The sequence below is a fragment of the Algoriphagus ratkowskyi genome (genome assembly GCF_002150505.1).
In the GTDB taxonomy this organism is placed as follows: Bacteria; Bacteroidota; Bacteroidia; order Cytophagales; family Cyclobacteriaceae; genus Algoriphagus; species Algoriphagus ratkowskyi.
The window spans coordinates 184,555-210,506 of the sequence record NZ_MSSV01000015.1; the positions used below are offsets into that span (position 1 = coordinate 184,555).

At 40.3% G+C, this 25,952-nt stretch carries 20 protein-coding genes; 8 read left to right on the forward strand and 12 right to left on the reverse strand.

The window, feature by feature from the left end; genetic code table 11:
- Positions 1-18: 18 nt before the first annotated feature.
- On the forward strand, positions 19-2,559 hold the full coding sequence (locus BVH02_RS15425; protein ID WP_086502365.1) for a circularly permuted type 2 ATP-grasp protein: 2,541 nt from the start codon (positions 19-21) through the stop codon (positions 2,557-2,559).
- Between the two features lie 130 nt (positions 2,560-2,689).
- On the forward strand, positions 2,690-3,571 hold the full coding sequence (locus BVH02_RS15430; protein ID WP_086502366.1) for a transglutaminase family protein: 882 nt from the start codon (positions 2,690-2,692) through the stop codon (positions 3,569-3,571).
- A 231-nt stretch (positions 3,572-3,802) separates the two neighbouring features.
- Here BVH02_RS15430 and BVH02_RS15435 read toward each other — a convergent pair whose 3' ends face one another.
- The 7 genes from BVH02_RS15435 to rocF all read right to left on the reverse strand — a co-directional run bounded on the left by BVH02_RS15435 (position 3,803) and on the right by rocF (position 10,063).
- Positions 3,803-4,156: a translation initiation factor gene (locus BVH02_RS15435; RefSeq protein WP_086502367.1), complete on the reverse strand. Its 354-nt coding sequence runs from the start codon at positions 4,154-4,156 to the stop codon at positions 3,803-3,805.
- 54 nt (positions 4,157-4,210) lie between these two features.
- Complete coding sequence (locus BVH02_RS15440; RefSeq protein WP_086502368.1) at positions 4,211-5,062, reverse strand: universal stress protein; 852 nt, start codon at positions 5,060-5,062, stop codon at positions 4,211-4,213.
- Positions 5,063-5,124: 62 nt separating this feature from the next.
- Positions 5,125-6,045, reverse strand: a complete 921-nt coding sequence (gene menA / locus BVH02_RS15445) for a 1,4-dihydroxy-2-naphthoate octaprenyltransferase (protein ID WP_086502369.1) — start codon at positions 6,043-6,045, stop codon at positions 5,125-5,127.
- Between the two features lie 19 nt (positions 6,046-6,064).
- On the reverse strand, positions 6,065-6,673 hold the full coding sequence (locus tag BVH02_RS15450) for a glutathione peroxidase (RefSeq protein ID WP_169712847.1): 609 nt from the start codon (positions 6,671-6,673) through the stop codon (positions 6,065-6,067).
- Between the two features lie 102 nt (positions 6,674-6,775).
- Positions 6,776-8,566 carry an arginine--tRNA ligase gene (argS, locus tag BVH02_RS15455; RefSeq protein WP_086502370.1) on the reverse strand — a complete coding sequence of 597 codons (1,791 nt, stop codon included), beginning with the start codon at positions 8,564-8,566 and terminating at the stop codon, positions 6,776-6,778.
- Positions 8,567-8,626: 60 nt separating this feature from the next.
- Entirely contained in the window at positions 8,627-9,022 is a 396-nt protein-coding gene (locus BVH02_RS15460) for a GxxExxY protein (protein ID WP_086502371.1), read from the reverse strand.
- Positions 9,023-9,112: 90 nt separating this feature from the next.
- On the reverse strand, positions 9,113-10,063 hold the full coding sequence (rocF, locus tag BVH02_RS15465; RefSeq protein WP_086502372.1) for an arginase: 951 nt from the start codon (positions 10,061-10,063) through the stop codon (positions 9,113-9,115).
- Between the two features lie 395 nt (positions 10,064-10,458).
- Between rocF and BVH02_RS15470 the strand changes: the two genes are divergently transcribed.
- The 4 genes from BVH02_RS15470 (at position 10,459) to BVH02_RS15485 (ending at position 16,580) form a co-directional block, all read left to right on the forward strand.
- Positions 10,459-11,607, forward strand: a complete 1,149-nt coding sequence (locus tag BVH02_RS15470; protein WP_086502373.1) for a methionine aminotransferase — start codon at positions 10,459-10,461, stop codon at positions 11,605-11,607.
- A gap of 133 nt (positions 11,608-11,740) precedes the next feature.
- A complete protein-coding gene (locus tag BVH02_RS15475; protein WP_086502374.1) occupies positions 11,741-12,175 on the forward strand; it encodes a hypothetical protein in 435 nt (144 codons plus the stop codon).
- Positions 12,176-12,292: 117 nt separating this feature from the next.
- A complete protein-coding gene (locus BVH02_RS15480; protein WP_086502375.1) occupies positions 12,293-13,678 on the forward strand; it encodes an arginine decarboxylase in 1,386 nt (461 codons plus the stop codon).
- Positions 13,679-13,814: 136 nt separating this feature from the next.
- A complete protein-coding gene (locus BVH02_RS15485; RefSeq protein ID WP_086502376.1) occupies positions 13,815-16,580 on the forward strand; it encodes a carboxypeptidase-like regulatory domain-containing protein in 2,766 nt (921 codons plus the stop codon).
- A 6-nt stretch (positions 16,581-16,586) separates the two neighbouring features.
- Here BVH02_RS15485 and BVH02_RS15490 read toward each other — a convergent pair whose 3' ends face one another.
- The 5 genes from BVH02_RS15490 to BVH02_RS15510 all read right to left on the reverse strand — a co-directional run bounded on the left by BVH02_RS15490 (position 16,587) and on the right by BVH02_RS15510 (position 20,998).
- On the reverse strand, positions 16,587-17,156 hold the full coding sequence (locus BVH02_RS15490; RefSeq protein ID WP_086502377.1) for a mycothiol transferase: 570 nt from the start codon (positions 17,154-17,156) through the stop codon (positions 16,587-16,589).
- A gap of 211 nt (positions 17,157-17,367) precedes the next feature.
- Complete coding sequence (locus tag BVH02_RS15495) at positions 17,368-17,709, reverse strand: L-rhamnose mutarotase (RefSeq protein WP_086502378.1); 342 nt, start codon at positions 17,707-17,709, stop codon at positions 17,368-17,370.
- A 272-nt stretch (positions 17,710-17,981) separates the two neighbouring features.
- Positions 17,982-18,797, reverse strand: coding sequence for a sugar phosphate isomerase/epimerase family protein (locus BVH02_RS15500; RefSeq protein ID WP_086502379.1), 816 nt, complete (start codon positions 18,795-18,797; stop codon positions 17,982-17,984).
- A gap of 4 nt (positions 18,798-18,801) precedes the next feature.
- Entirely contained in the window at positions 18,802-19,821 is a 1,020-nt protein-coding gene (locus tag BVH02_RS15505) for a zinc-binding alcohol dehydrogenase family protein (protein WP_086502380.1), read from the reverse strand.
- A 244-nt stretch (positions 19,822-20,065) separates the two neighbouring features.
- Positions 20,066-20,998 (reverse strand): aldo/keto reductase, encoded by a 933-nt coding sequence (locus tag BVH02_RS15510; RefSeq protein ID WP_086502381.1) that lies wholly within the window; start codon positions 20,996-20,998, stop codon positions 20,066-20,068.
- 240 nt (positions 20,999-21,238) lie between these two features.
- Between BVH02_RS15510 and BVH02_RS15515 the strand changes: the two genes are divergently transcribed.
- Both BVH02_RS15515 and BVH02_RS15520 read left to right on the forward strand, forming a co-directional pair.
- Positions 21,239-23,479 (forward strand): DUF7133 domain-containing protein, encoded by a 2,241-nt coding sequence (locus BVH02_RS15515; RefSeq protein WP_086502382.1) that lies wholly within the window; start codon positions 21,239-21,241, stop codon positions 23,477-23,479.
- Between the two features lie 262 nt (positions 23,480-23,741).
- Positions 23,742-25,820, forward strand: coding sequence for a S9 family peptidase (locus BVH02_RS15520; RefSeq protein WP_086502383.1), 2,079 nt, complete (start codon positions 23,742-23,744; stop codon positions 25,818-25,820).
- Positions 25,821-25,952: the final 132 nt, after the last annotated feature.

Genomic DNA, 25,952 nt, shown 5'->3' on the forward strand with positions numbered 1-25,952 from the left:
TAAGTTCATTTTTGCGGTATGATTGAGTCTTATCTTATTGACAAAATGTTCAATAATGAGCCGTTTCTGGATGAAATGGCCACCGACCAAGGTAAAATACATCCTCATTGGGAAAAGTTAGCTAGATACTACGAACAGATTGGATCTGACCGTATGGGGCAATTCCATGAGGAGGTTGGTCGGCAATTGCGTGAAAATGGCGTGACATACAATGTCTATGGTGATCCCAATGGGATGAATAGACCATGGATCTTGGATCCTGTTCCTATGATTTTTAGCAGTGAGGAGTGGGAGGGAATAGAGAAAGGCTTAATTCAAAGAACGGAGCTTTTAAATCTGATCTTGAGTGACTTGTATGGAGAGCAAACCTTGATCAAAGAAGGTCATATTCCCTTTGAATTGATTTACAATCATGGAGGTTTTCTTCGTCAAGCTCACAACATCAAGCTCGATGGAGATCAGCAACTTATTCAATATTCTGCTGATTTGGCTCGTGGTCCACATGGCAAAATGTGGGTGCTTCATGATCGCACAGATGCTCCCTCAGGCTCTGGATATACTTTTGAAAATCGCGCCGCTATGACACGTGTTTTCCCAGAATTAATTCGAGAAAATCACGTACGTAAAATCACCTCCTATTACCAGACTTTTAAAAATACACTAAGTAATCTCACCACAAACAATAAGGAAAATCCCCGAGTAGTTTTGCTTTCTCCGGGACCCACGAATGAGACATTTTTCGAGCATGCGTACATATCCTCTTTTATGGGATTTACATTGGCTTTTGGAGAGGATCTTACAGTAAGTGATGGATATGTATGGCTGAAAACCATCAAGGGTTTAGAAAAAGTAGATGTAATAATTCGTCGTGTTGACGATGTTTTTTGTGATCCCTTGGAATACAGAAATGATTCTCACCTAGGCGTTGTGGGCTTGATGGAAGCGATTCGACAGAGAAAAGTATTGGTGATTAACCCATTGGGATGTAGAGTGTTAGAGAACCCTGGTTTAATGGCTTTTTTGCCCAAAATAAGCAAACATCTCTTGGGTGAAGATTTGATTTTACCTTCTGTGGCGACATGGTGGTGCGGTCAGCCTTCCGAAATGAAATATGTTTTTGAGCATATTGAAACATTGGTAATCCGTAATATTTACAGAAGTACTCAGAAGAAATCTGTTTTTGGAGGAGATCTGTCAAAGGCTGATTTGGAGACTTTTAAGCGGGAGATTAGACGTAGCCCTTTTATGTATGTAGGGCAGGAGATGGTAGAATTTTCTACTACTCCCTCTTGGATCAACAATAAGTTGGAGGCAAGAAATGCAGTTTTCCGTAGCTATGTTGTAGCCGATTCAGAACACAAAAGCTATAAAGTAATGCCAGGTGGAATGTCTAGAAGTTCTCCTGAAAAGGGAGCTTTTCTAGTGTCAAATCAAGGTGGCGGAATCAGCAAGGACACTTGGGTATTAGGAAAAGGAAAAGAGTCATATGTCTCTGTATCTAAAGCTTTAAAATCTCAGCCATTGGTTCGAAATGTACTTCCTAGTAGAACTGGAGAGCGCTTATTCTGGCTGGGAAGGTATCTGGAAAGAGCAGCATATTCTGTGCGTCTGATGCGTTTGACCCTACTTTCTTACAATGAAGCGGATGAGGATATACATATTCATGACAATCCAGTATTGAGTACTTTGCTTCAGACGCTCACCGTGATGACAGGAACTTTGCCAGGTTTTACTTTGCAGAAGAACCTGAAAAAACCTGAGACTGAGCTGCTCGCGCTGGTTCATGATGTCAATAAGACCGGTAGTTTGGCTTATTGTATTCAGTCTTTTCTCACAAATGCGTATTCGGTACGAGACAGGCTTAGTCCGGATACTTGGAGGATTTTAGATAGTATTTCGGAGGAGCTTACTCGAATGCGCAAATCCGATACGACCCTGATGCAAGCCTATCAAAGCCTAGATAATATGGTGGTGAAATTGATGGCCTTTTATGGGTTGAATATTGATAACATGACCAGAGAGCCAACATGGCATTTATTGAATATTGGGCGTTTTATAGAGTCAGCAGCCAACAATTGTTTGATTTTGAAAGGGATGCTGAGTAAATCGTTTGATTCAGAATCTAATAAAGAGTTGATGGAAGATACCCTGCGATGCAACGAAAGCTTAGTGACCTATCGCTATCGCTATCGATCCAACCTGGAAATGCACGGGGTTCTGAGTTTATTGATTCTGCATGAAGACAATCCAAGAGCATTGATTTTTCAATTACTTGAGATTGATAATCACTTGAAAACTCTTCCTAATCAGAATGAAAAAGAGCTTTTCAGTACTGAGCGTAAGAAATTGCTGGAAGCGATCACCAAAATCAGATTATGTGATATTGAGCTTATTTCTACTCCAAATGAGCTAACTCATGAGTTTGATGAGTTAAGGGCACTTTTGGATCAAATTATAAAGCTCCTTCATGAGACTTCAGATGCTATTTATGAGAAATATTTTAGTCATACTGAAACTAGATACAGTATGATTCAATCCTCTGTAATTCCTGAGATATGAAATCATCACTAGCTCAAGCGTTACACGGAAAGGTGATTAAACTCCATGCGAGATTCTCCCAAAACAAGCCTGCCTGGGGCAGACATGTTCGGGACGGGCTATGTGACCAATAAAAATCAAGTATAAACACATGAAATATAAAGTCACACATATCACAGATTATATCTACGAGTTCCCAGCTACTCTTTGTCATAACCTGATGTTCCAGATTCCTCCAAATCTACCTTTTCAAAATGTGGAAGAATACACCTGTGAAATCACTCCAAAGCCGAGTTCTGAGATAGAGAGAATAGATTTTTTTGGGAATAAGTACTTATATTTTTCTGTGGAAAGACCTCATAAAAATCTAACTATCAACTCTAAAAGTTTGGTGGAACTCTCTGCTCCGCCATGGATAGCTATCAAACCAACTGAGACTATGGTATGGGAAAAAGTGGTCGAATTACTTCATTCCACAGAAACCTCTACGGATGTTCGGCAATATTACTTAGAGTCGAACCACGTTCAATTTGTGGATAGGATACGTGCTTATACGTTGAAATCTTTCACTCCCGGGCGACCAATAATGGAAGCTATGCTTGACCTGAATACTCGGATATTTCGTGATTTTGCTTTTACTCCAGGGTTCACAGATATCAGTACTCCGTTAGAGAAAGTTTTTAAGCATAAAAAGGGTGTATGTCAGGATTTTGCACATTTTTCTCTGGCCTGCTTGCGTGTAATTGGATTGTCTGCTCGATATGTCAGTGGGTATCTGGAGACTCTACCACCTCCCGGCAAGCCAAAATTAATAGGTGCAGATGCTTCACATGCTTGGATTGCAGTATATATGCCAGGGCACGCATGGGTGGAGTTTGATGCGACAAATAACCTGCTAGTGAATGATAAGCATATCCGTGTGGCAGTAGGGCGAGATTTTGCAGATGTAACACCACTAAAAGGAATAGTATATAGTGGAAGTGAGCAGGAAATGAGAGTTAGTGTAGATGTTAAGAAAGTGGAGGAGGAATAAACTATCCTTAAAAATGGACCTTATTATCGCAATTGTACCTCCAAAGGATCAAAACCTTCTTTTAAAGTTTCCATAGCCCTAAAACAGGATAAGTTTTGAAGGTTTTAATGAATTGGGTCTCCCGCAACTATGGGGACGTCACTAGGCATCCAGCCGTTTTTCAAAGGGATAAATTCAAAGAACAAGACCCTTTAGCTATCGAATGCAGATGATTTCCTGCTCTCATTAACCTTATCCTCCTGACTTTTTAGCTTTATAGCCAGCAGCCTGTAAAACTTGTACTACTTTGTCGCGGTGATCACCTTGGATAAGAATTTCTCCATCCTTTGCAGATCCACCTACACCGCATTTATTTTTGAGCATTTTCCCTAACTCTTTCAGATCATCATCACTTCCTATAAAGCCTTCAATAAGAGTCACTTTCTTGCCTGCACGTGCTTTTTTATCCAGTAACACTTTTAGATTTTGCTGATTGGAGGCTAGTGTTTCGTCGCTTTCCTCATCTCCAGTTTGAAATTCGAATTCATCACTGGTGGAATACACCACACCATCTCGTTTCTTCCAGTCGTTATTTTTCTTAGCCATATTAATTGAAGATACCTACTCCGAAGAGTAGGTATAAGGTTTTTTACTTAAAAATCATTTTACTCTAAAGGTCCAAACTGGTCGTTTAGCATGGTTTACAACATCTTCGGCAATACTCCCTGTAAAGAGGTGGATCAACCCAGTCCGACCATGTGTAGCCATAGCGATCATATCTGCGTCAATATCTTCAGCAAATTCCACAATCCCAGCTTCTTCAGAATTTGCATTATAAATCTCTGCCACAGCATGTGTTATTGAATATTTATTGGCAAAGTTTTTAATTCTTCTGGCAGATTCTCTGGTAGATTCAAAGTTGCCAGGTGTGTTAATAAGAACTAGATATAGGTCAGCATCAAACAATTTTTGGATTGTTTTAAGGCGTTCGGCTAATTCATCTTGATCATCTTTGAAGTCACTTGCAAATACTATTTTTTTGAATGTTTCCGGGTTTATTGCGCCCTTAACTGTCAAAACAGGACAATGAGAGGTGCGAACTATTTTCTCAGCGTTACTTCCAAGTAATACTTCTTCCATGCCGCTAGAGCCCTTAGAACCCATTATTACCAAGTCTGGATTTTGATCAATTATCGCTGAAGAAATATTTTGGAAGGCATTTCCAAGGACAATTTTCGTCTTTAGCACATAATTATTGCTCGCGTATTGACTTTCCAGATCCTTTAACTGCTGCTTGCGCCGATTCATTAGTTCTATGAAGAATATCTGATTTTCATATACTGGGAGCATCTCACCGCCTCCCATCGTACCCATTCCACTGGCAGAAGGTACTTCGATGACATGCAACACAGTGATTTCCACATTTTCAAATTTGTTTGACAAGTGAGTGGTTAAATCAAGAGCATTTTGAGCCTGCTCGGTGAAGTCGAAGGGAACAAGTACTTTAGTCATAACAAGGCTATATTGGTTTATGCCAAATTAGCCTATTTAAAAGGATTACAAAAGGACTTTAATCAGCTTTTTCCTAAAAAAACTAAACCGATTCCAAATAGAATTATCCATGCTAAAGTGCTGAGCGCCATTTTTTTCAGGTTAGGATCGATCTCCTGCGAATTTTTGCCTCTTTGGACACTCAAACCAATTTTTACCATAAAAGGGAAAAGTCCAAGAGCGAGTAGGGAAGTCCATTCTTTGGTCACAAAAGCGAAAATTAACAAGCAATAATTGCCTCCCAAAATTAAGAACCAATTGTAAATAACCGCTGCTTTCTTCCCGATTCGCACAGGTATAGACTTTTTACCGGCAGTTGTATCAGATTCTATATCTCGGATATTATTGATGTTCAACACCGCTGCACTGAAAAGGCCTAGAGAGATACCTATCCAAATCACGGAATCGTCCCATGCTAAGCTGTGAAGGAAATAGGTCCCATAAACGCCAAGTAATCCAAAGAATAGAAACACTGAAATATCACCCAAGCCAGCATATCCGTAGGGATTTTTTCCAGAGGTATAAGAAATAGAAGCCCAGATAGCGGCAAGGCCTAGGCCAAGAAATATTCCAAAAAGCATCCAATCCTGAACTGCAAGAAATAGGAGTATCAGGCCTGAAACTAGTGCCAAGCCACCAAAAAGAAACATGGCATTCTTCATTTCGGGAAGAGAAATCAACCCAGATTGCACTGCTCTTACTGGTCCTTGTCTATTTTGATGGTCTGCCCCATGAATTGTATCTCCATAATCATTCGAAAGATTGGAAAGAATCTGTAGAAATATGGTGGTAAGGGATGCTAAAAGTAAAATGTCCCAGCGGAAAACAGATTTGTAAGCAGCCAGGAAAGAACCCGCGAATATACTCGCCAGTGCTAAAGGTAAAGTACGAAGCCTGACCGCATGCAGCCAGGCTTCCTTTTTTGTTTGAATTGCTAATTTCACGAAGTAGAAATTGTTCTGATTATCCGTTGATAAGGTCTATAATTTCCTGATCCATAGGTTCAACTTTAGATGGTAGGAATTTGAGGAGTTCACCTTTTTCATCCAGAATGTACTTGCAAAAATTCCAGCTTGGTTCTTCATTGTTCCACCCATTCATAGTAGCATCTGATAGCCATCTGTAAAGTGGGTGCTTGTCGAAACCTTTCACAGAAACTTTTTCAAACATAGGAAAAGTCACACCATAATTTTCAGAACAAAAGGTTTGAATTTCCTCATTTGATCCTGGCTCTTGCCCTCCGAAATTATTGGCGGGGAAACCTAAGATCACAAGTTTGTCACTGTTCTCTAAATATAACTTTTGCAAGGCTTCATACTGAGAAGTGTACCCACATTTGGAAGCTACATTCACTATCATGATTTTTTTGCCTTTGAAGGTGCTGAAGTCAACTTCTTTTCCATTAAGGTCTTTCATCTTGAAATCAAAAAATGATTTTTCCATGGTGTTTTCAGATATAGATTCCGTTTTAACTACTCGGGAATGCGTCTTACTGATAGCATAAGCACTGACTAGCAAAAGGAGGCAACCAAGAAATACTAGATTTTTTATTCTTTTATTTTTAGAAGTCATATAGCCTATTCCGAACCTGATTGACTCAGGCCGGCTTTAATTATGAAAATTATATATAGGTACTAATCATACCAGGAATTGACACCAAAAGCATCTTAGATCTTACATTCGTTCAGGTACAGCGATTCCTAGTAGTTGCATTCCTTTATTCAGAGTTTTGGCGGTATGAGCCGAAAGCGCAACTCGGAAAGCGAGAATGCTCGCATCATTCTCCAGAAATATAGGAAGATCTGCATAGAATCTATTGTATTCCTTTGCCAAATCGAATAAGTATTGTGCTAAAATAGCAGGAGAATAATCCAATCCAGCTTGGAAAATCTTCTTCTCAAAATCATTGAGTAAGTATATTAAGCTTGATTCAGATTCTTCAATTTTAGGAATGGAGGTGAAATCCGCTTGCTTATATTCCACACCAATTTGATCTGCTTTTCTCAAAATTGAAGCAATTCTAGCATGAGAGTATTGGATAAATGGACCGGTGTTTCCTTGGAATTCAATGGATTCCTGAGGATTGAAAAGCATGCGTTTCTTTGGATCTACTTTCAATAAGAAGTATTTCAAAGCTCCCATTCCAAGCATCTCATAAAGCTCTTTGGCTTGCTCGGAATTGAAGCCATCAATTTTTCCCAACTCTTTGGTATGCTGAGCTGCAGTGTCTATCATCTCTTGCATCAGGTCATCTGCATCCACCACTGTCCCTTCACGAGACTTCATTTTGCCAGTTGGCAAATCAACCATGCCATAAGACAAATGATGTAATCCTTCTCCATAGGGTCTGCCTAACTTTCGCATAATCTTAAACAAGACATCAAAGTGATAATCTTGCTCGTTACCAACAACATATACAGACTTGCTAATTCCAAAATCATCGTACTTCAAATCAGCTGTTCCCAGATCTTGTGTGATGTAAACTGAAGTCCCATCGCCACGTAAAACAAGCTTTTCGTCCAATCCCTCTTCCGTCAAGTCCACCCAAACTGAGCCATTGTCCTTTTTAAAAAAGACCCCTTTTTCCAAGCCTTCGGTTACGATATCTTTTCCTAAAAGGTAGGTGTCAGACTCATAATAGTATTTGTCAAAGCTAACGCCCATGCGCTCATAGGTTTTTTCAAACCCAGCATAAACCCAAGTATTCATAAGATTCCAAAGTGATACTACTTCCTCGTCATTAGCTTCCCATTTGCGAAGCATATCCTGAGCTTCGAGGATAAGAGGAGCATTCTTCTTCGCTTCATCTTCTGTCTGACCTTCCTCTTTCAGTTCGGCAATTTGCTTTTTGTATTCCTGATCAAAAATCACGTAGTATTTACCAGCTAAGTGATCTCCTTTTAACCCTGAGGATTCTGGTGTTTCGTCATCACCAAAGTGCTTATAAGCCACCATTGACTTACAGATGTGAATCCCACGGTCGTTTACCAAATTAGCTTTGGTTACTTCGTAGCCATTTGCGGCTAGAATATTCGCAACAGAAAATCCTAAAAAGTTATTTCTTAAGTGCCCGAGGTGAAGCGGTTTGTTGGTATTTGGGGAGGAATACTCCACCATCACTTTTTGACCATTTGCAGGAAACTGACCAATGTTTTGGTTTGAATAAAGCTTTTGAAAGACATCCACCCAGATCATGTTATTCAACTCCAGGTTCAGGAAACCTTTCACCACATTGAAACCAGTGACTTCAGATACGTTTTCTTTTAAGTATTCACCGATTAAATTGGCTGTAGCTTCAGGAGTTGCTTTAGATACTTTCAAATAAGGGAAAACCACGAAGGTGTATGTCCCTTCAAATTCCTTCCTCGTAGGAGCGAGGCTGATCTGATCCAAAGGTAAATCGTGGTTGAATATATTCTGAAAGGCAAGCTGAATGCCTCGGTTGATAGTTTCTTGTATTTCCATAAATTTTACCACAGAGGGCGCAAAGTTTTACACAGAGGCCACTGTGAATTTAATTGAGTCTTATTTAGTATTTATCACTCTTCTAATTCCAAGTTTTAGTCTTGGAACATTGAAGTTAATTAGTAGTCCTAATTTGAAATTGCCAAGCTTAATGTAATTCAGTGTTTGGGCAAAATGAATCTCTGTAGTCCTTTCTACTGCTTTCAATTCTAAAACTAGCCTACTTTCCACTAAAATGTCAATACAATAGCCATTTTCTAATTCGACACCATCAATAATCAATGGCATTTTCTTTTCTACTTCGATTAAAAAGCCTTCTTTTTTGAGCTTGAAAGCTAGTGCTTGTTTATAGGCATTTTCTAATAATCCAGGTCCTAACTGCGTGTGAACTTCCATTGCAATTCCTATTACTTTCGTTGCGAGTTCATTTTCAAAAGCCAAGTCATAATTATCCATAATACCCAAAAGTCTTTCCTATGAAAATAAGGATTAAATTAGTCATTGTGTCCTCTGCGTTACCCTCTGTGAACTCCGCGGTTAAAACAATTAAAAATTATCCACTAATGACTTTGTAGTTGCTTCGAGGACTTCGAAGGCGTTTTCGGCCATTAGATTCTCTGAGTCGAGCGTTGGATTTACTTCCACGATCTCCCAGCAGCAGACACGCTTATCCTGGATGAGTTTTACATTGAGTTCTATCGCTTCCTGCACAGTCAAGCCATCAGGCACAGGAGTTCCTGTACCTACAGAAATGGAGCTATCTAAACTGTCCACATCAAAGGAAATATAGATTTGATCACATTCTTTCAATACTTCTAAGGCTTCAGAAGCGATTTGATCTATACCTTTCTTCCGTACTTCAGCTGTGCTGAAATTTTTGATTCCAAAATTTTTGATCAAATGATCTTCGGGAGCTTCGGTGTCTCGCACGGTGATGAAAACGATATCGCTTGGATGAATTTTAGGGAAATCACCACCAATGGATTTTATCTTTTTCCAAATTTCCAATGTCTCCTCTGTAGGTTCATTCACTTGGCAATCCAAGTTGTCAAGATTAGAAACGATCGCCAATGGCATTCCATGCATATTACCAGAGGGAGTAGTATAAGGCGTGTGCATATCCGCATGTGCATCGATCCAAATTACTCCGAGGCGTTTATCTGGGTCAGCCGCTTTGATTCCCATAATAGTACCTGCTGCAGTGCTGTGATCTCCTGCCAAAACGATTGGGAATTTCTTCTCCATCCGCAGAGATTCGATAGTGGAATACACGTTTTTCAAGACCTGATACACGCCATCTATATACTTAGCATGCGGGAAATTATTCCCTTTCCAGAGAAAACTGTTTGCATCCTGAACGTTGATAGGATCAAATTGCGTGAAGAAATCAGACTTTTTGTCCAAACTCGCAATCTTCAACGCATCTATGCCCATACTTGCTCCACGAGTTCCTGCGGCTAATTCTGATCGTACTTCTACTAATATTATATCACGCATTTGGAGTAGATTTTAAAGTTAATTTGGGTTATATAAAGCGTCGCAAAAGTAGTCAAAAATGCCCAAAAAGTGCTTAAATTATCAGTTGACAATGTTCAAGTATAGATAGTGCTGGTGTTTTTTTAACCGCAAAGGCCACAAAAGTTTCGCAAAGGACGCTATTAATAACAATTAGCTGTTCGTGAGACACGAACATATGAGCTGAGGTTAGTCCCATATTTGATGCTGTAATTCCCGTAGTTCGTGTCCCAAGAATGGCTACCCGCAATGATTTAAACTAAAAATAAGCGATTATCAGCGATGTTTTCTACAGAGATCTACGTGGAATAAGGAATATTTCTAGACCAATTTGAGCATCTTTAACAAGCTAAACGCAAAATCAATAGTTTTGAACTATGTCTATTTCATCTAAACTTCCCAATGTAGGGACGACGATTTTCACAACAATGTCCAAGCTCGCAAGTGATTGTGGCGCAATAAACCTCTCTCAGGGATTCCCCGGTTTTGACTGCGACCCTGTGTTGGTAGAACTAGTCACGAAACATATGAAAGCAGGACTCAATCAATATGCACCGATGAGTGGTGTTCCAATTTTGCGGGAACAGATTGCGGTGAAAACTAAGTTAGTTCATAGTGTTGACTTGAATTCAGAAACGGAAGTAACGGTTGTTTCTGGAGCAACAGAGGCTATTTATGCAGCTGTGACGGCAGTGGTAAAGCAAGGTGATGAAGTCATTCTTTTTGATCCAGCTTATGATTGCTATGCGCCAGCGATTGAGTTGAATGGAGGTAAACCAGTTTATGTTCCTTTAGAAACGCCAGACTTTTCGGTGAATTGGGATAAAGTGAAAGCAGCTATTTCTGAGAAAACTCGGTTGATCATGGTGAATACACCTCATAACCCAAGTGGATATGTGTGGACATCAGAAGACATAAATACATTGGTTGAATTTGTTGAGAATAAGGATATTTTGATCGTGAGTGATGAAGTATATGAGCATATTACCTTTGATGGAAGAAAACATTTATCCTTACTTACGCATCTGGTTTTGAGGGAAAGAACCTTTGTTTGCGGGTCTTTTGGGAAGACTTTTCATGTGACAGGTTGGAAGATTGGCTATTGCCTGGCTCCGCCGAAACTCACAGAGGAATTTAGGAAGATTCATCAATTTTTAACTTTTAGTTCTGCCACACCTTTACAATATGCCTTGGCAGATTATTTATCAGATCCTTCGCACTATCTAACACTTCCGGATTTCTATCAGAAGAAAAGAGATCTGTTTTGTGAAGGACTGAAAAATACTCGCTTCGAATTCAGTCCCGCACAAGGAAGCTTTTTCCAAATGGTGTCTTATGCCAATCTCTCTGAGGAATCAGATTATGAGCTAGCCGTGAGACTGACAAAGGAAATAGGAGTGGCTAGTATACCTATTTCAGTTTTTTTCTCTAATAAAAAAGACTACAAAATTTTAAGATTTTGCTTTGCTAAGAAGGATTCAGATTTGATAGCAGCGCTAGATAAGCTCCAAAGATTCGAATTATAAGCTTATAAATCAGGTAGATACTGCAGTCGATTGATATTTTATAAATAAACCCTACAAATATTATAGGGAATATAGGATAATATTAAAAACTCGGCTACATTTGACCAGTTGTTAAATTCTAAAACTCGCATAAATGAGCGCATTATCACAGACAAAACCCGCATCAGTAGATCAGCTAATTGGATTATCCAGTGGCTATTCTAAAGTTTCCGTCAATCAGCAGGAAATCGTAAAGATTTTCAATCAGAAATCTGGTTTGGTGATGCAGGGGATGTGCAAGTTCGATGAGAGCTTTGAATTTCTTTTCCCATTGTTTAAGGGTTTAAGTGAAGCTGGAAAACCGCGGAGCTTGAATCTTAGCTTTGCTTCTTCGGAAAAAGCAGTATACTTTCATTATCCAGAGTCCAATCAGTCTGAAGTTTCTTCTTTCTTTTCTCAACTTATCTTGCATTTGCAAAATGAAGTGAGATTCAAAAAGGTGTTAAAAGAAATTATCAGACATAGAAAACACTTCCTTTCTGAACAAATCTTGCTTCAGAACGCCATAATGGGTAGAGCAGATAATTAATAAATTCTTATGTTTTTTTAATATTGGGACAATCCGAATGGATTTGTCCCTTTTTCATTTGAATTCCCCCGAGAAAAAGCAATTTTTGCAACGCTTTAACACCAATTATTTTTGCAAATGAATACATACAAGGATCTGATTGAGCAGACATTCGATTTTCCTACGAAGGAATTCAAAGTAGAAAACAATGAACTGCACTTCAATGGAGTGAATATGATGGAGATTATAGAAACCTATGGAACTCCACTCAAGCTTTCTTATTTGCCAAAAATCTCTGAGAGTATTCAGAATGCAAAGACGTATTTTAAGAATGCGATGGAGCAGCATGACTACAAAGGGAATTATACCTATTGCTACTGCACCAAGTCTTCCCACTTCAGTTTTGTGCTGAATGAAGCCCTGAAAAATGACATACATATCGAGACTTCTTCGACATTTGACATTCCGTTAATCAGAAGTTTGTATGCTCAGGGTAAGATCACAAAAGACACTTTTATTATTTGTAACGGCTTCAAACGAGAACTTTACAAGCAATACATCTCTGAGTTGCTGAATGAAGGTTTTGTGAATTGTGTACCGATTTTGGATAATTTGACTGAAATCGATTATTACTTGGAGCATGTGAAAGTACCTTTCCAAGTTGGGATCAGAATCGCAGCAGATGAGGAGCCAAAGTTTGGTTTTTACACTTCTAGACTCGGCGTGAGATACAATGACATCATCCAACTTTACGAGGATAAAATCAAAGATAATCCGAATGTTAGCCTAAAAATGCTGCATTTCTTTATCAATTCTGGGATCAGAGATACTGCGTATTACTGGTCTGAATTGACTCGCTTCATCCAGAAATATGTGGACTTGAAAAAGATCTCACCAACCTTGGACTCCATGGATATTGGAGGTGGATGGCCGATCAAAACCAATGTCTTTTTCGACTACGACTACCAATACATGGCGGAGCAGATCGTGAAAAATATCAAGTGGATGTGTGGTAAAAACAATACAGAAGAGCCAAACATTTTCACTGAATTTGGAAGCTACACAGTAGGAGAGAGTGGAGCGGTATTGTATTCTGTTTTGGAGGAAAAACTTCAAAACGACAAGGAGCTTTGGTATATCATAGATGGATCATTTATTACGCAATTACCTGATAGCTGGGGTCTTAACCAGAAGTACATCATGCTGGCCGTGAACAACTGGGATGAGGGATATCAAAATATCAACTTAGGTGGATTGACCTGTGATAGCATGGATTATTATAATTCAGAAGCTCATCAGTATAATCTATACCTTCCGAAGCCAGAGAATAAAGTGCAGTATCTGGGCTTTTTCCATACGGGAGCTTATCAAGAATCTCTTGGCGGATATGGTGGAATTCAGCATTGCTTGATTCCCGCTCCTAAGCATGTGTTGATCGAGAAGGACGAAGATGGGAATATCAGCCATCGACTCTTCGCCGATGATCAGACGGAAGAGAGTATGTTAAAGACTCTTGGATATTAAGAATTCACACACAGTAACTTTTCCAAGTTTCCGGTTGTCCTGCTTCTCCAGAAGCAGGACTTTTTTTTTGAGGATAAAAAGCAGAAGGTTTTTCACCAAAACTTCTATCTTAGTAGCCAAACCCAATCTTTTCCTAATGACTTCATATCTAGTTAGATTACTCTGCTTTTTGCTGATGGCATGTTTTATCAATTTTTCAATAAGTGCACAGACCATTTCTGGAACTGTCAAGAACTCCAAAACTGGTGAAGCCATGCCTTTCGCCAATGTTTTTGTCAATAACACCACCATAGGTAGCACCACGGATGTGAATGGAAAGTATTTGATTTCTGGAAATCTCCCTCGAAATATTGAACTCGTAGCGTCCTTTGTGGGGTATGAAACCGAGACCAAATCTTTCAGTCTTGCTGGCACAAACAAGTTGGATTTTAAGTTGGAGCCCTTGGAGTCTATGCTTTCTGAGGTGGAATTGAAAACACGCCGGGACAAGAAGTGGGAGCGGGACTTACGTCGTTTTCAGGATGTATTTTTAGCAGTTCCGGATGATCCATTAGTTTCTCAATTGGAAATCAAAAATCCTTGGGTATTAGATTTCGAAACGATAAAAGAGAGCGGGCCAAATTACGTTCATGCCACTGCTCAGGAACCATTGCAAATCGTTAATGATGCGTTGGGATATGATGTGACCTACTATTTGAAGGATTACCGTTTTTATAATAACCGCTCCAGCTACGTTGGTTTTGTGTTTTTTGATCCAAAAGACATTAGCGATTCTACGAAGTTGGCCATCACTGAAGCCAATCAGGAAACTAGCTATGTTGGTTCTATTCGTCACCTTCTAAAGTCAATTTTGCTCTCTAAATCAGCTACAGAAAATTTCGAGATCTTTCAGGTGTTGCCTTCAGATATGCTTCGAAAACGAACCAACATCTACACTGAAGAACTCGACAAATCCATCAACCTTGTCAATCCAGATTCTATTCGAAGAATGCCGCTCAAAAACGGTAATTACAGAGTATTTTGGCCGAATGATGCAGAAATCCATTACAAAGGAAAGCGCTGGAGAAACGATTATTACTCGGATATTTATTATCCAGTCAGCTGGATTTCTGCTCCTCTTGGATATTTTGACATTGATCGAAATGGCATTCCTGTTGTTCCATCACAGGTGGTCTTATCAGGTTATATGGGTAGGCAGCGAATGGGGCGACTTTTACCACATGACTATGTGCCTTCGGAAAGTTTTGAAAAATACCTGGCAGAAGTCGATAGCAGTCAACTAGAATATCAGCGCTGGAATAACCTACGGGAAAAACCGTATTTCACTACCCATAAGCCTTATTACTATCCTGGGGAAACGGTTTGGCTGGGAGGGCAAATGCTCTATCAAAACAAGGTAATGTCTGATACGCTCAGCCGAGTGCTCTACTTGGACTTGATGAATGAAGACGCTGAGATTATCCAAACTGAATCATTTTTCACCCAAATTGGAAAGATCTCTGGAGCTTTTGTGATACCAAAAGAGCTTGAATCTGGCGATTATTTTATTCGAGCTTATACAGAATGGATGCGGAATTATCCAGAAAAGGATTTTTTTGTGAGGGCACTTCCTGTTCTGAAAAAAGAAGAAAATATCAAAGCAGTAGCTATTTCAAATCCAGACTTATTTGGTGATCTGATGATCAATTTAAAAGACTCGGTATTTTTCAGAGATTCTTTCAAAGAAATTGAATTCAGGGTATCGTTTTTGGATGAAACGGAGGAGTTGACAGATGTGGAGTTTATGGTTTCGCTGACAGATGCTGATATGGTGTCCACTGTCGCTAATCAGAAAACACTGATAAATGCGATGGATTGGCTAGATGAAAAGCAGGCTCCGGCAAACCTTGCACTTGGCCAGCATCAAATAGAGTATGGGATCACAGTCGAGGGGCAATTCACCAGAGATAAAAAGCGGGATCCATACGTCAATCCTATCACGCTAGTTAGAGATGATTTGGCGGATTATGGGATTGTTGAGACAGATTCCTCCGGCTATTTCCGAGCTACTGGATTGAATTTTACTGATTCGGCAACCCTCTCCATAGCAGCATTGGATGCTAAGCAAAAGCATTATGGGTCAGTAGAATTAGGTGTTAAAACCAAGCCGCTCTTCAGAGGGCCTTATCCCAAAATCAGCTATGAGACTTATCCAAGAGTAAATGATGAATTACGATTTGACATCTCAGGTGATTATATCTTGCTGGAGGAATTTGTGAAGGAGGATGAAAAGATTGAAACCATGGAGGAGCGAAACTATGGGTATGGAACGCCTGATCGTGAGATTGGTGAGGATAGATTAGCGACGATTACACCTTCAGCACTAGCTGGATATTTCGGATTTAAGCAAGGAGGAAAGAGTATAGGCAATTTTAATTTTGGGTTTAAAGTTCCCAATGCACTTTTGATTATAGATGGGGCTAGTTATCCTTTTTTGGATGATGTAAGTTTTGACGCATTGATGAGCTCATTCATTCCATCCGAATTGGAATCAATCAAAGTTTACACGTTGAATTCGGCAGTTTTTGGAATGGCTGGAGCTGGCGGCGTCATTATGATTACTACCAAAAAAGGTCAGAGATCTGAAACTGCTGAACAAACGGCATTTAATTCAGAAGGCTTTCAGCAATTCAGAATCCGTGGTTTTTCCCGAGATATTCCTTTCCCAACCAAGATGGAAGATGATCAGGCTGTGGAGTTGAAACCAACCTTATTTTGGGATGCGAATGCGGAAAGTAAAGATGGGGTTTACACCTTCAACGTAAAAATCCCTCAAGTTCTCAAGCGTGTGAATCTGAGAGTTGAGGGATTGACCAAAGACGGTTTGGCCTTTGAAAAGACTTTTGAAGTCGAAGTGAAATAGGCGGTTTTACTTAGGCAATCTGCTTTTTAGCATATTAATCTGTCCCATGTGATTGGCCTGATGCTCCATCACATGAAACCAAGCCCAATGATTATCAAACTGCCCACCTTTTGCTAGTTTCGCAAACCATTTATCGTCTTTTTCTTTTAATGTGTCTAAGGTTTTTTGTCGCACTTGTGACCAGATGTCCAAGTAATATTGGATTGGTTTTCCTACTAATTCAGATCTAGCTTCATCGCCTAGGTTTAAGGCGTTTTCCCATTTCTCTTTTTCCTCCTCGTTAAATCCTCTTCCTTCAAATGTGTATGCTTGATAATAGACCTCAGTGGCCGCTAAGTGCATGATCATTGCACCTATTCGATTGGCTTTATCATCCAGTAAAAAATCTGTTTGCTCCTGATTGAGTTCTTGGGTGCTATAGATTATCCTTGCTCGTAAGTTTTCAAGCATAGACACCATATTTCCAGTATCATGATCATAGCCTTTTGGAGGATTCAATGTATTCTGGCCGAAACTTAGGCTTGAACTCAGCACTGCAAAAGCTACAATGAAAAGAGGTTTAAACAGATCTTTCATATTATAAGAGTTTGTGAATCAGTAAAATCGGTATAAAATTAGAAATCAAGTAGTCAAACTTTGTTAATTATTTTCTTCAAAAAAATCAAAAGCATTACAAGAGATGTTAAACCCGTCGATTGAGGCCACTTCGGTCTCCTGTCTTCGGTCTTCCCTACCAGTTAATCAAAGAAACTATAGCTACTCGCTAAAATGCAAATGATCTCATCAATCACTCCCCAGACTTGAAGATTCTATTCATCAAGATCCACTTTTCTCCAGGCTTTGCCCAAGGGATAGCTTGCTGATATTTCCACATAAAGGCTTCCCATTTTGCTATAACAGGGTTGGAAGCATCGAATTTCGCTTTGACGTCGAAGTCGAACTCATCGACAGTTTCCAGCAGCATAAACATGCGATTTCCTGTACGGAAAATCTCAATATTGAGTATTCCCGCATCTATATCGTGCTGAGTCACTTCTGGCCACGCAGCTCCGGCAGCGTGATGCTGCTCGTATTCTTTGATAGATTCCTCATCATCGATGAGGTCAAGTGTAAGTGCGAAGCGTTTCATTTTTTAAATTAAAGAGATTAGAGAAAGGAGATTGGAGAAAAGAGATTAGAGATTAGAGAAAGGAGATTAGAGAAAAGAGATTAGAGAGAAGAGATTGGAGAAAAGAGATTAGAGAGAAGAGATTAGAGAAAAGAGATTGGAGATCGAATCCAAAATCAAGAATTGAGAGACTGAAGAATACTGATTGATCGTAACATAACATACGGTTCACTAGTGAATTCATGGGTTGGAGTACCTATAAACCTCGTAAATCGTCAATCGTACTTCGTAAATCACCGAAACCATTTCCCAAACTCCTCAATCGTCTGCTCTGCTGCTGCATCCGGATCAGGGTAGGGGAAAGCTTCGGCGGAAGCATAACCAGTATATCCAATAGTTTTCAGCGCTGATGCTATTTCCTGCATTGATGTATGTCCAAAACCCATAGGTCTTCTATTACTATCTGCAAAGTGAACATGGCCTATGTATTTACCCCAATTCAGTATGCTTTCTTCCAAATTACCCTCTTCAATATTCATGTGGAATAAGTCCGCCAAAAGCTTTACTGACTTGGTTTCCAGCGTATCCAAGAATTTTGACCCGGCTTCAATAGTATTGAGCAAATTGGTTTCGTAGCGGTTTAAGGGTTCATAGATCAAGATCACTCCCATCGATTCTGCATGCTTTCCAAGTTGGTTCAAAGCTTCGGCAAGCCAAGACATCGTTTCTTCTCTGTCATTTCCGGGAAGTACATTTCCCTGCATCGAACCAATAATCGCCGGAGCACCAAAAACAGCTCCGAAATCCATCATATCCTTGATAAATGAAATCGCGTTCGCTCGAATAGCTGGATCAGGATCAGTAAGCGTTAATCCATGAATTACCTTGCCTGCACCTGTTCCCACAGCTGCGAGTTCCAGTTTATGGTTTGCGAGAAGTGCTTTCAATCTCGGAATCTCAATCGCGTCCGCTGCTGGAGTGAACAATTCTATGGCATCAAAACCTAGTTTGGAAGCTTTCTCCATTCCAGCTTCCAGATCTTCCCAATAGATCCAAGGGCCGCTTTTGATTTGAGGTACTAGGGCAATTGTTACGCAGGATTTTATCATTTTTCTACTTGTCAAAATCTATCATTATTTTAATTATCCCCTGCTGATCCTTAGACCAATCTTCGAGAGCTTGTTCGGACTCGTCAATGGTCACCACTTTGCTGATCACCTCATCCACAGGGAATTTACCTTGTTCCAAATAGTCAATTACTTCAGGGAATTCTGTGGTACAGTTCCTCGAACCTAAGATTTCTATTTCCTTTTGCACAAAGAGAGAAGTATTGAATTCCACAGGCGCTTTTGCGTAGCCAATACATACAACTCGACCAGTAAAAGCAACTTCTTCTACCGCTTGGCGATAAGTAATCGGGCTTCCCACTGCTTCGATGATCACATCAGGGCCATCGTTGGTGGTCATTTCCTGAAGGGTTTTGTGTAGATCAACCTTCTTAGGATTTATCGTATGCTTCACGCCAATTTTCTTTGCGATCGCCAGTTTGGCATCATCCAAGTCAATGGCAATCACTTGTGCACCTTTATTCACAGCCGATGCTACAGCTCCCAAACCAACAATTCCACAACCGATCACAGCCACTCGATCTTGTGAAGTAACTTTTGCACGATTCACAGAGTGAAAACCAACTGTCAGTGGCTCCGCCAAAGCTAGCTCACGAAGTGATAATTTCTCAGAAGGAAACACATCCTGCCAAGGCAACGCAATGTATCTGCACATCGCACCTGGTCGGCGAACGCCCATAGTCTTATTTTCCTTGCAGGCATTTCGAGCGCCTTTGCGACAAGCGATGCATTTTCCACAATTCAAATAAGGGTAAACCGTCACTTTCATTCCGACTTTGATGTTCTCAGGAATATCAGCTCCGAGTTCCTCGATGGTTCCGCCTACTTCATGTCCGAGGATATTTGGGTATTCTTGTAAAGGGAAAAGGCCTCTATAGCTATTCAGGTCTCCTCCGCAAAAACCAACCATTCCGACTTTTAAGAGGACTTCTCCAGCTTTTGGTATGGGCTTTTCGACTTCTCGGAGTTCTGTTTTACCGATATCAGTTAGGACTAGTGCTTTCATTAGGTTTGAGTTTATCGGTTGAATATTCTACTTCAAAGTTTACTATATGCCGACTTCGACTTCGCTCAGTCTGACACGATTGTCACCCTGAGCGGAGTCGATTGTCACCCTGAGCGAAGTCGATTGTCACCCTGAGCGAAGTCGAAGGGTTATCACTTACAAACAGATCGCTTTAATACTAAGTTGTTTGTGATGAACGCCTCCCCGGTCTTCTGTCTCCCGTCTTCTATCTTCTATCTTTTTCTTAAATATTATTCTCCGCTTTTCCTTCAAACCACATTTGGTTTTTGACAGGAGCGACGAGGGTTTCGATTTCCTCCAAAAGACCTTGAGGAATCTTGAAATCCAGCACAGATACATTTTGAGTAATTGTAGATAGATCACACATGCCTACAATTGTCGTGGTAATATCTGGATGATCCAATGCATATCTAATCGCAACATCGCTTAGTTTCACTCCATAGCTAGTGCAAAGTGTAAGCAGTTTTGATTGCATGTTCTTCATCGCTTGTGGAGATCTATGCCATTCAGGTAACGGAGCATCCGAAAGTATACGTTGCATCAAAGGAGCAGCATTCATCAAACCGAAGCCCTTTTCTTTAGAAAGGGGCACCAATTCTCGATTGATTTCATCTTCCAGTAGATTGTAATGCGCCCAAGACAGGACTGTGTCTACATCTATATTTCGAGTGATTTCTGCTAAGTAATTTACTGGCAAACCAGTAATTCCTATAAATCGGGCTTTTCCTGACTCTTTAAGTTTTACCAGTGTTGGCCAAGCTTCATTTAGGATTTGCTCTTTGTCCACAAACTCTATGTCATGAAGCTGAAGGAGATCGACGTAATCTGTTTTGAGTCTGGAAAGAGATTCATCTACACTTTTGAGAATACGCTTTTCAGAAAAATCAAATTCCTGCAGGTCATAGCGGCCACATTTTGTAGCTAAAATCACCTTGTCCCGCTTTCCTTCCAGTGCATTTCCCAGTCGCTTTTCCGCCAGGGTAAGACCATAAAAAGGAGAAACATCGAAAAAATTCACACCATGATCGATTGCATAGGCTACGGCTCGGTAACCGTCTTTTTCGTCAGAAACATTGAAAACATCTCCCATAGGTGACGCTCCAAAACCTAGAATAGACAGGTCTATTCCAGTGTTTCCTAACTTTCTGTATTCCATAAATTAGGTTATTGTTGGGGTTGTTACTTTACAAATCCAATATATGGAGATTTTATGAGTAGGGAAATCAAATTTGGTCGAATGGCAAATTGCCAGAGCGAGTTTTAGTATATCTAAGGATACACATTCCATTAATTTTTGATTTATTGTAAACTGATTTCTTGTCCTTTGTAAGAAAGGCAGGATCAAACTTTCAAATCCTTTGCTTTCACCTCTATATTAATCAAACCTTGTAACCCAATGAAACACCTTTTACTTATTTGTTTAGTAACCATCCTTTTTTCCTCCTGCCAAGAAGAAGAGAAGATATATAAAGATAAGATCTACGAAAAACCTGAAATCAATCCAAATCCAGAATTAGTAGCACTTTCTCCTCAAGAATCAATGGAGAGAATTCACCTTCCCGAAGGTTTCAAAATCGAGTTGGTAGCAAGTGAACCCATGGTTTCGGAGCCTATTGCACTTGCCTGGGATGGCAATGGTAGAATGTATGTCGCACAAATGAATACCTACATGCAGGATGCCGATGCCACAGATGAGAATGAGCCATGGAGTCGGGTGATGCTCTTGGATGATACAGACGGAGATGGAGTAATGGACAAAAGTTCGGTGTTCATAGATAGCTTGGTTTTACCGAGGATTATTTTGCCGCTGGATGATCGTGTGATTGTGGGAGTGACTTACGATAGAAATCTTTACAGCTATCGCGACACGGATAATGATGGGGTAGCAGATGAGAAAATATTGATTCTTGGAGATCCGGATCGTGATAATCGTAACCTAGAACATCAGGACGCAAATATGATTTGGGGAATAGACAATTGGCTATATGTCTCCAATGACCCTTTTCGCTACAGATTTGAAAATGATCGATTGATCCGAGACACGCTTCCTGAGCCTATGCCTGGTCAGTATGGCTTGACTCAGGATGAAGTAGGTAGGTTGTTTTTCTCACGTGCTGGAGGAGAAATTCCAGCCTTGGGATTCCAACAAAATCCTGCTTACGGACAGCTCACTTTGAAAGATCATTGGGATGAGAGCTTTATAGAGCCTTGGCCTATTGTGGGAAATATTGATGTGCAGGGTGGGTTACGTAGAGTAAGAGCTGAAGACAATACCTTAAATACATTTACTGCAGTTTCTGGTCAGGAAGTTTATTTGGGGGATAAAATGCCTGGAGCTTACGGAGATCTTTTTATTCCTGAGCCAGTGGGTCGTCTGATTCGCAGAGCCAAAGTGAATCATGTGGATGGCAAAATCGTGTTGGAAAACCCGTATGAGAAGACTGAATTTTTAGCTTCAACTGATCCGCTTTTCCGTCCGGTTTTCTCAAGCACAGGTCCTGATGGAAGTTTGTATATCGCGGATATGTATCGTGGAATTATACAGGAAGGCAACTGGGTAGGAAAAGGAAGTTATTTGAGAGAGATGGTTGATAAGTATGGATACGATAAGTTTTTCCAAAGAGGGAGGATTTATCGAGTATATCATGAAGAGACGACTCTTGGCGAAAAGCCACAATTGCTTAATAAATCTGCTGGTGAATTAATACAATACCTATCACATCCAAATGGCTGGTGGAGGCTAAATGCTCAGAAGTTGATCATACTAAAGAAAGATATGTCAGTAGTGCCTGAGTTGGAAAGTATCGTGAAGGGTAACGAGGGGTTTTTCCAAACCTTATTTAAGGATGATAAAGATTATGGAATAGAGAGAGTACATGCGCTTTGGACTTTGGAAGGTCTGCATGCTGAGAGCAAAGAATTGGTGAAGATTGCCATGAAAGATAAAGATCCTCGCGTCCGAGCTGCGGCGGTGAGAATCAGTGAGCGATACCTAAAGGCAAATGACGCAGATATGCTGGAAGCGCTTAATGCGATGGGATTCGACAAAGATGCTGAGGTATTGCAGCAAGTAGTACTTTCTGCTAGGATTCATAGTGAGGAGACCAAGGCTATGGTGACTCAGATTAAAGATAACTATCCGAATAACGAGCTTCTTGTGGCTACTACAGCCGAGAATCTAAATCCTTCTTTTTCTGAGATTCAAATGCTCAAGAATAAGTACAAAATGACGAATGGTGGTTCACAGATTGTAGCAGGCTATGTGATCTTCAAGGATTTCTGCTCTGCATGCCATGGAGCAGATGGAAAGGGAATCGACCAGTTGGCTCCCTCGCTTGTAGGTTCACCACGCGTGACTGGTGATCCAGAGACCACCATAAAAATCCTAATGAACGGCTTGACGGGACCTGTAGATGGTAAAGAATTCAATGGACCGATGGCACCTGCTGCGCAATACGATGACACTGAGATCGCCAATGTGCTAAGCTACATCCGAGGACATTTGAATAATGAAGGGACGGTGTGGAGAGTGACAGTTGGTTATGTGAGAGATGCTTATAAGGATAAAAAGGGCTATTGGACGCTGAAGGAGTTGGAGGAAAATCCAGGCCTTCCTGCTGAGAAAAAAAGTAAGTAATAAGTTAGGAGTATCATATAGAAGCCTGTAGCACCTACCTACAGGCTTCTATTTTTTTTTGCTTTAAGGTAAATTATTTTTCCCTTTTTCGAAACGCTTTGGCAAAAGGCTAAGAGTGTCTTCCAAATAAATATAGAATGACTAGTGCCAGTAGGAAACGTAAATTATAAGTTGTTTGTAAAACCTATCGTGTATTTCTACCTGCTTTTTACAGCTAAAAATAGTATCATCGCAACTAGAATAAACTTAACCCGGATAGTATATGAAGAATAAGTTCTTCCTCACAATGGCTGTAGCGTTGGCCACTACCATTTCTGTATCGCAAGCTCAAGACAAGCTCAAAAATATGCCTGGCTATGAACAATATCAGAAAATGGTACCTCAGTATAGATCGGCAGTAAAGCCCGGAAGTCTAAATGTGACTTGGGCTCCCGATGGTCAGTCCTTTACATATGTTGAAAATGGTAAGCTTCAATCTTTCTCAGTTAAGACCAAAAAGGTAACAGAAGCTGGTGAAATCACAAGACCTGAGCGACGTGCTTTTAATCGCCCTGTACGTGGTCGTCAATTTGATTCTGCTGAATCTCCTGACGGAAAATTAAAAGCATTCACCAAGGACCGTAACATGTACCTCAGTAATGCTGACGGCAGCAATGTAGTTGCAATCACTACAGATGGTAACGAGGAAAACCAGGTGAAATATGGTATCGCAACTTGGGTTTATGGTGAAGAATTAAGCCAAAACACTGCGATGTGGTGGTCTCCAGACGGTAGCAAAATTGCATTCTACAGATTTGTAGAGAAGGATGTAAAGAAATATTATGTGCTTTTGAACCAGTTGGAACTGTATGATTCTCTTGAAGTGGAGGCGTATCCTAAGGTAGGTGAGCCAAATCTTCCTGTCGATCTGATGGTCTATGATGTGGCTACCAAAAAGATGACGGAACTGGATATCAGAGATGGTAAGCCATATTCTGATGGAGATTTAGGAACTTATATCTATGATATGTCTTGGACTCCTGACGGCAAAGAATTGCTTTACCATTCTACGAATAGACGCCAGAATATCCTTGAATTACGTGCTGCAAATCCTGAGACTGGCAAAAGTAGAACAGTAATCCGTGAAGAGTGGCTTCCTAGTTTTGTAGAGAATTCTCCAGAAATGAACGTCTTGGCTGATGGAAAGCACTTTATATGGGCGTCTGAAAGATCCGGTTTCAACAATTATTACTTATACAACTTTGACGGAACGCTAGTCAATGTAATCACTTCTCATCCTTTCGAAGTATCTACTATTGTGAAGGTGGATGAGGATAAAAAGTTGTTGTACTATATGGCTCGCAGTGGTGAAAATCACATGCTCATGCAGCTTCATCGTGTTCAGCTTGATGGCACGAAAGATACTCGATTGACTGATCCAGCATACCTTCATTCAGTGACGATCTCTCCTGATGGAAAGTTTTTCGTAGATATCGCTCAGACGCATGACATTCCACCATTTACGAATTTACTCGATGCTAAGGGCAAAGTGGTTGCTGAGTTGGCGAAAAGTGACATGAGCGAGTTTGAAGAATTGGGCTTGAAAAAAGTGGAGGTATTTACTTTTACTTCCAAAGATGGCGTGACTGAATTGCATGGTATGATTCACTTCCCATCGAATTTTGACCCAAGCAAAAAGTATCCAGTCATCCTAAATAACTACGGTGGTCCGGCTACCAATGCATTTAGAGAGAATTTCAGCACTCCAGACCCTATGACAGAATACGGTTTCTTGGTATTGAATATTGATGGCAGAAATCTAAAAGGTGGAGGAAAGAAATTGCTTGATCAATTGTATGGAAACCTAGGTTTAGTAGAAATGGATGATTTTGCCGAAGGCATTAAATCACTTCATAACCGTCCTTACTTCGATAAGGATAGAGTAGGTGTGTACGGAACCTCTTATGGCGGAACTACCGCAGCATCTATGTTGCTAAGATTCCCAGAGTTAGTCCACGCGGCTGTAGCCAATTCATCGGTGACTGACTGGAGGTTATATGATAATATCTACACAGAGCGATTCATGAGTACACTGGAGAACAATGAAGAAGGTTATAACAACTTTAGCTTGATGAATAAAGTTGATCAGCTAGAAGGTGAGTTATTGGTTTTCTTTGGAACTGCAGACAACAATGTTCACCCAGCCAATTCACTAATGCTGATTAAAGCATTCCAAGATGCTGGCAAAAGCATTGAAGTGCAACTTGCACCTGATGGAGGTCACACTGCTCTGAACAGAGATAGAATGATGGAATTTTTCATTGAGCACTTAGTAACTGATTATAAAAAAGTAGTTCGTTAATCTAAAATTTGATTTCATAAAAAACCACCTGCTGAGCAATCGGCAGGTGGTTTTTTTATAATTCAAGTTTACTGCATTGGGCACGGAGGTTACGCAGAGATCGCAATTGTCAAGTTGAGCTAAGTTAATATC

Bases quoted from the DNA above. Each gene is read 5' to 3' on its own strand.
- BVH02_RS15450 (WP_169712847.1), bottom strand. From the start codon at position 6,673: ATGACTTCTAAAAATAAAAGAATAAAAAATCTAGTATTTCTTGGTTGC.
- BVH02_RS15505 (WP_086502380.1), bottom strand. From the start codon at position 19,821: ATGAAAGCACTAGTCCTAACTGATATCGGTAAAACAGAACTCCGAGAA.
- BVH02_RS15500 (WP_086502379.1), bottom strand. From the start codon at position 18,797: ATGATAAAATCCTGCGTAACAATTGCCCTAGTACCTCAAATCAAAAGC.
- argS (WP_086502370.1), bottom strand. From the start codon at position 8,566: ATGGAAATACAAGAAACTATCAACCGAGGCATTCAGCTTGCCTTTCAG.
- BVH02_RS15515 (WP_086502382.1), top strand. From the start codon at position 21,239: ATGAAACACCTTTTACTTATTTGTTTAGTAACCATCCTTTTTTCCTCC.
- BVH02_RS15440 (WP_086502368.1), bottom strand. From the start codon at position 5,062: ATGACTAAAGTACTTGTTCCCTTCGACTTCACCGAGCAGGCTCAAAAT.
- BVH02_RS15480 (WP_086502375.1), top strand. From the start codon at position 12,293: ATGAATACATACAAGGATCTGATTGAGCAGACATTCGATTTTCCTACG.
- rocF (WP_086502372.1), bottom strand. From the start codon at position 10,063: ATGCGTGATATAATATTAGTAGAAGTACGATCAGAATTAGCCGCAGGA.
- BVH02_RS15430 (WP_086502366.1), top strand. From the start codon at position 2,690: ATGAAATATAAAGTCACACATATCACAGATTATATCTACGAGTTCCCA.
- BVH02_RS15490 (WP_086502377.1), bottom strand. From the start codon at position 17,156: ATGAAAGATCTGTTTAAACCTCTTTTCATTGTAGCTTTTGCAGTGCTG.
- BVH02_RS15475 (WP_086502374.1), top strand. From the start codon at position 11,741: ATGAGCGCATTATCACAGACAAAACCCGCATCAGTAGATCAGCTAATT.
- BVH02_RS15495 (WP_086502378.1), bottom strand. From the start codon at position 17,709: ATGAAACGCTTCGCACTTACACTTGACCTCATCGATGATGAGGAATCT.
- BVH02_RS15435 (WP_086502367.1), bottom strand. From the start codon at position 4,156: ATGGCTAAGAAAAATAACGACTGGAAGAAACGAGATGGTGTGGTGTAT.
- BVH02_RS15520 (WP_086502383.1), top strand. From the start codon at position 23,742: ATGAAGAATAAGTTCTTCCTCACAATGGCTGTAGCGTTGGCCACTACC.
- BVH02_RS15425 (WP_086502365.1), top strand. From the start codon at position 19: ATGATTGAGTCTTATCTTATTGACAAAATGTTCAATAATGAGCCGTTT.
- BVH02_RS15510 (WP_086502381.1), bottom strand. From the start codon at position 20,998: ATGGAATACAGAAAGTTAGGAAACACTGGAATAGACCTGTCTATTCTA.
- BVH02_RS15460 (WP_086502371.1), bottom strand. From the start codon at position 9,022: ATGGATAATTATGACTTGGCTTTTGAAAATGAACTCGCAACGAAAGTA.
- BVH02_RS15470 (WP_086502373.1), top strand. From the start codon at position 10,459: ATGTCTATTTCATCTAAACTTCCCAATGTAGGGACGACGATTTTCACA.
- BVH02_RS15485 (WP_086502376.1), top strand. From the start codon at position 13,815: ATGACTTCATATCTAGTTAGATTACTCTGCTTTTTGCTGATGGCATGT.